The sequence below is a fragment of the Actinomadura rugatobispora genome (assembly GCF_042656285.1).
GTDB classification, from domain to species: Bacteria; Actinomycetota; Actinomycetes; order Streptosporangiales; family Streptosporangiaceae; genus Spirillospora; species Spirillospora rugatobispora.
On sequence record NZ_JBHSON010000202.1, the window covers coordinates 1 to 4,927 of the forward strand.

Sequence of the window (4,927 nt, forward strand, 5' to 3'; positions counted from 1 at the left end):
GGGCATCCACACCTGCCCCGGCGCGCCCCTGGCCCGCGCCGAGGCCCGGGTCGCCATCGAGCGGCTGCTGGACCGCACGACCGACATCAGGATCTCCGAGCGCGTGCACGGCCCGGCCGGCGAACGCCGCTACCGTTACATCCCCACCTACATCCTGCGCGGCCTGACCCACCTCCAGCTGGAGTTCACCGTGGCGGCCGAGGGCGAGGGCGAGAGCCGATGAAGGTCACCGTCGACGACGACCGCTGCCGGGGCCACGGCGTGTGCACCGCGCTGTGCCCCGAGGTCTTCACCCTGAACGACGACGGCTACACCGTGGTGGAGAACCCCGAGGTCCCGGCGGAGTTCGAGGACGCGGTGCGCGACGCCGTCGCGCAGTGCCCCGAACGCGCCATCACGGCCGTCTGACATCCACGGCAACCACCCAGCACAGCTTGAGGAGGGGCGATGCCCAAGGGGTACGTCATCTTGACCGAGGACATCAAGGACCCGGCCGGCATGGAGGCCTACAGCCGGGCGGCCGGAGCGGCGATGGCCGGCGGCGGGGTCACCGTCCTGTCGGTCGAGCGGACGCCGCAGGTCCTGGAGGGCGAGTGGCACGGCACCCAGACCGTCGTCCTGGAGTTCGAGTCGGTGGAGGCGGCCCGCGCCTGGTACGAGTCCCCCGAGTACCAGGAGGCCAAGAAGCTGCGTGAGGCCGCGGCCGACACCAACGCCGTGATCGTCTCCGGTTTCGGGGCGCCCGGGAAGGGCTGAGTCCCGGCGCCACCATCGAGCACGGAACGGCCTGGCCCGGCGCGGCCCGGCCGTGCCGACGCGCGGTCCGCGCGTAAGTCGAAGCCCGCGGTGCCCCCCTTGCCGCGGGCTTCGTCGTGCCCGAGGCCGCCCGCTCAGCCGGCCTCGGGCGGCAGGACGGCTTCCATGAGGCGGTGCATGGAGGCGCGGAAGGACTCGCGCGCGTGCGGGTCCGAGGGGCCGGACACGGTCCCGTCGAACTTCTGGATGCCTCCGACGACGAACCCCCGCAGGCACCAGTCGAGGATGTTCGTGCTCATCCGGTACTCGTCGGTGAGGTCCAGCAGGCGCGAGCCTCCGAAGGCGTCCGCGACGAGCCTGTAGATGGGCCTGCTGTAGCGCTCCTCGATGTCGGTGAGATCCGCCGCGTCGGACAGCGCTCGATGCGACCACAGGAAAAGCGACTCGGGGTGCTCGAAATAGAAGTCCATGTGGGCGTCCAGTAAAGCGTGCAGCCCCGCTCTGTCCCGCGACACCCGGGTCAGCGCCTCGCGGGTGATCTCCGCCAGTTCGTCATTGGCGTGCTGCATGGCCGCGTGGTAAAGCCCGGCCCTGCCGCCCGCCCTCATCACGGTCTCGCGGGTGACCCCCGCGGCTTCGGCGAGCATGTCCGTGGTGGTCCCGTCGTAGCCGAGGCTCGCGAAGAGCTGGAGGGCCGTCTTCAGCAGCCGGGCCCCAGCCTCGTCGTCAGAGCTCTCAAAACTCACATTTCACAGGGTAGCCCGGCCCGCCTCCCGCCCATCTTCGCGGCCGCACAAATTCTCCATTGCCGCAATCTGGCAAAGCATTACCCGCATAAAGGCGGCCGGACTTCGCGGGAAACAAAAACGCCGGACAGAAAGCGCGGATATGTGCGGGCCGGCCGATCTCGCACCCGGAATGCGCGATCCGTCCTGGAGTGTCGTGGGCCGGCTGTAGGATCCCCGGCCATGACTTCACCCCCGACCCCGCTGGACATGGCCGTGGCGCTCCTCCGCGAGGGACGCCCGATCGACGCTCAGGAACTCATGGTGCGCGAGCTCCAGAAGATCGAGCGCGAGCACGGGCGGGGCGGCCCCGCATGGGCGTCGGCCCAGTGCGACCTCGGGCACGTCCTGCTCAACTCCGACCAGTTCGACCGCGCCGCCGAGTGCTACCGCCAGGCGTGCTCGGGTCCGGTGCCCGCCGACCAGGAGCACCGCAAGGACCAGATCACCTACCGGCTCAACCTGGGCATGGCGCTGCAGCACGCCGGCCGCCTGGACGAGGCCGCGGACGAGCTGCGCCGCAACGTCCAGGAGCGCATGGCCTTCTACGGCCGCGAGCACGCCGGGTACGCCTTCGGCCTGGAGGCGCTGGCCGACGTGCTCTACCGCCGGGGCGACCTGCGGGAGGCGCTCGAGGCGGCCGAGGAGACCGTCGCCACCTTCTGGCGCGACGGCCACGAGCGCGTCGCCGGGGCGCTGGCGCAGCGGGCGGAGATCCTCAAGGCCGCCGGGTCCGAGGGGCCCGCCTTCACCGGCCTGGAGCCGCTGCCGGACGAGATCATCGAGCGCATGGCACTGGAGGCCGTGAACCGGATCGACCGCGCCGACCCGCAGACGGGCGCGGCCGTCCTCACCGATCTGGCCTCGCTGCTGGAGGCCCGGCTCGGCCCCGACCACCAGGCCACCCTCAACGCGCTGTCCACCCTGGCCAACCTCGGGCACCACCTCGGCGACCAGCGGATGCGGATCGAGACGATCCGGCGGGTGCTGGCCTCCTACGACCGCCAGGGCGCTCACGAGCAGGCGCTCATGACCGTGCTCGGGCTGGCGATGGCGTACGGCGACGCGGGCGACACCGACGCCGGGCTGCACGAGTACGCGCAGGCCCTGGCGCGGGCCCAGCGCATCGACCGGCCCGAGATGACCAGCCAGGTGCTGCGCAACTGGGGCCTGGCCCTCAAGGAGGCGGGACGGAAGGAGGAGGCGGAGCGGCGGCTGCGCGAGGCCGTCACCGAGGCGCTGCGCGGCGCCGACCACGAGATGCTCGGCCGCGCGCGGATCGCGCTGGGCCTGTTCCTCCAGCACGAGGAGCGGCTGGAGGAGGCGCGCTCGATCGTGTCGGAGGCGCTGGCGGGCATGGACCCGGCCCATCCGGACGCGGTGGTCGGCCGCAGCCATCTCGGCGCGATCGCGGAGGGCCGCTCGTGCGGCTGCGGCGACATGGGCGGCGCCGTCGCCGAGGCGTTCCGGCAGTTCGTCGTGCACCAGCTGCCCGCGGGGCTGCTGAGCAGGTTCGACGTGACGGTCGAGGACGGCGACTTCAAGATCCAGGTCGAGCTGAGCCGCGAGCCGGAGCCGGAGGAGCTGGAGCGTCTCGACCGGGTGATCCAGACCGGGTACGCCGACTTCAGGCGCCGCCTGACCGCCCGGGTCTGACGCCGTCCCGGGCGGACACCGGTCGCCTCGCGGACGTCGCCGGCCGGCCCTGATGCGGTCTATTCGGATTCCGCGACGGCGGCGGGCGGGCCGTCCACCTCACCGGGCCCCGCCTGCGGGCCGGCGGCCCGGGGCTCGGCGGCGGTGGCCTCGGTGCGCAGCTCCCGGACGGCGCGGATGATGGGGACGCAGGCGCGGAGCAGTCCGGCGAAGGCTCCCAGCACGTGCGCGGACGCGCCGAGGATGACGACGATGGAGCCGATCAGGGCCAGGACGCTGCTGACGGTCACGGGCTCACCTCACTCGATTCACTCGGTCCGCCGCGCGGGGCGTCCCGCGCGGCCGGGACATGCTTCATGCCGCGATTACGCCCGAGCCGGCGACCACCGGGAAATCCGGTTTCGGCGGTGGGCGGGCGGGAGCGCCGGTCGGCGGTCTACGGTGAGATCTCCGGTCCGGATCCGGTGGCCGGATCCCGGCCGGATCCGGTGGCGGGGCGGCGGCGTCCAGAGACGGAAACCGAGGAACACGCACGGGATGCGCGAGAGGGCCGAGTCGGGGGACGACGCTCGCGTTCCGGACGCCGGGGACACGAGCGGCTGGCAGGGCAGTGCACGCGAGCGCAGCGCCCGCGAGTTCAGCGCGCAGGAGCTCGACGCGCGGCGCGCCGGGCCGCCCGAACAGCGGGAATGGCAGGGCCGCGAGCGGGACGCCTTCGCGGCGCGCCTGGCCGAACTGCTGCGGGCCTCGGGCCTGACCCAGCAGCGGGCCGCCGAGCACGTCCGGCAGCGCTGGCCCGGCGCCGCCTGGAAGGTGACCGCGCAGCGGATCAGCGACTGGAAGCTCGCGCGCGACCTGCCGCGCCCCGAGCCGCTGAAGGGCCTGCTACGGGTCCTGATCGAGCAGGCCCGCCGCCGTACCGCCGACCCGGCCCGCCTCACGCCGGGCCTGCTCAGCGAGGAGGTGTGGCAGCGGTGGTGGCGTGCCGCCGAGGCGAGCCCGGCCCGCCGGGACGCGCCGGACGCCGGACGCGGCGGGCCCGACGGCGAGCGGAGCGTCCCGCCGGGCGCGGTCAGGAGCCGCGAGGCGCGGCCGCTGCTGCTGGGCGTGCACCGTCCGATCGAGGCGGACGGCGCGGACGCGGACGCGCTGCCCTCCTACGTGGCCCGCGATGTCGACGAGGATTCCGGCGGCCTCCGGGCCCGGGTGCGGGCCGCGGCCGGGCGGGGCGGGTTCGTGCTGCTGGTGGGCGAGCCGTCGGCGGGCAAGACCCGTACCGCCTACGAGGCCGTGCTGGGCCTGCTGCCGGACTGGTGGGTGCTGCACCCGCGCGACGCGGCCGAGGTCGACGCCTTCGCCCGCCGCGTCCCTCCGGCGGGCCGGGTGGTGGTGTGGCTGGACGACCTGGAGGGGGTGCGAACTGTTCGCCTGTGAGGTCGGTGTAGTGAACATGCGGGTGATCAAGTGATCCGGCTTGACTTTCTGTATTGGTCTCTGTACTTTCGGTAGCGCGATCTGGGACGCCGGGTTCGATGTCAGCGTGCGGGGCCCCCTTTCCACCGGAGTGATGGTCTGGGGCCTCCCCGTCGCCTCTGGTCGAGCCCACCTGGCCAGGTCGCGTAGGGAACCGGCCTCCCGGGAACGGACCACGCACAGGATGCGTGTCGCCGCCTCGGGGTCGAGTACGCCGGGGACCAGTGCGTCCAAGACCGTTCGGGGCGCGCGGCTGA

The 4,927-nt window shown here is 73.2% G+C and carries 6 protein-coding genes and 1 pseudogene; 5 read left to right on the forward strand and 2 right to left on the reverse strand.

Translation table 11 applies throughout. The annotated features are described in order from the left end of the window. From ACFPZN_RS55670 to ACFPZN_RS55680, 3 genes and pseudogenes are all read left to right on the forward strand, one after another. Positions 1-223, forward strand: a pseudogene (locus ACFPZN_RS55670) (hypothetical protein); the annotation flags it as partial. Beyond that, positions 220-408: a ferredoxin gene (locus ACFPZN_RS55675; protein WP_378293465.1), complete on the forward strand. Its 189-nt coding sequence runs from the start codon at positions 220-222 to the stop codon at positions 406-408. The pseudogene ACFPZN_RS55670 and the gene ACFPZN_RS55675, both read left to right, overlap by 4 nt. 39 nt (positions 409-447) lie before the next feature. Further along, complete coding sequence (locus tag ACFPZN_RS55680) at positions 448-756, forward strand: DUF1330 domain-containing protein (protein ID WP_378293467.1); 309 nt, start codon at positions 448-450, stop codon at positions 754-756. Positions 757-890: 134 nt separating this feature from the next. Here ACFPZN_RS55680 and ACFPZN_RS55685 read toward each other — a convergent pair whose 3' ends face one another. Next, complete coding sequence (locus ACFPZN_RS55685) at positions 891-1,502, reverse strand: TetR/AcrR family transcriptional regulator (protein WP_378293469.1); 612 nt, start codon at positions 1,500-1,502, stop codon at positions 891-893. Positions 1,503-1,724: 222 nt separating this feature from the next. Between ACFPZN_RS55685 and ACFPZN_RS55690 the strand changes: the two genes are divergently transcribed. Then, entirely contained in the window at positions 1,725-3,197 is a 1,473-nt protein-coding gene (locus tag ACFPZN_RS55690) for a tetratricopeptide repeat protein (RefSeq protein WP_378293471.1), read from the forward strand. A 59-nt stretch (positions 3,198-3,256) separates the two neighbouring features. On the opposite strand, the gene ACFPZN_RS55695 is transcribed toward ACFPZN_RS55690, so the two are convergent. After that, positions 3,257-3,487 (reverse strand): hypothetical protein, encoded by a 231-nt coding sequence (locus ACFPZN_RS55695; RefSeq protein WP_378293473.1) that lies wholly within the window; start codon positions 3,485-3,487, stop codon positions 3,257-3,259. Positions 3,488-3,734: 247 nt separating this feature from the next. Between ACFPZN_RS55695 and ACFPZN_RS55700 the strand changes: the two genes are divergently transcribed. Continuing rightward, positions 3,735-4,631, forward strand: coding sequence for a hypothetical protein (locus ACFPZN_RS55700; protein WP_378293475.1), 897 nt, complete (start codon positions 3,735-3,737; stop codon positions 4,629-4,631). The last annotated feature ends 296 nt before the right edge of the window (positions 4,632-4,927 follow it).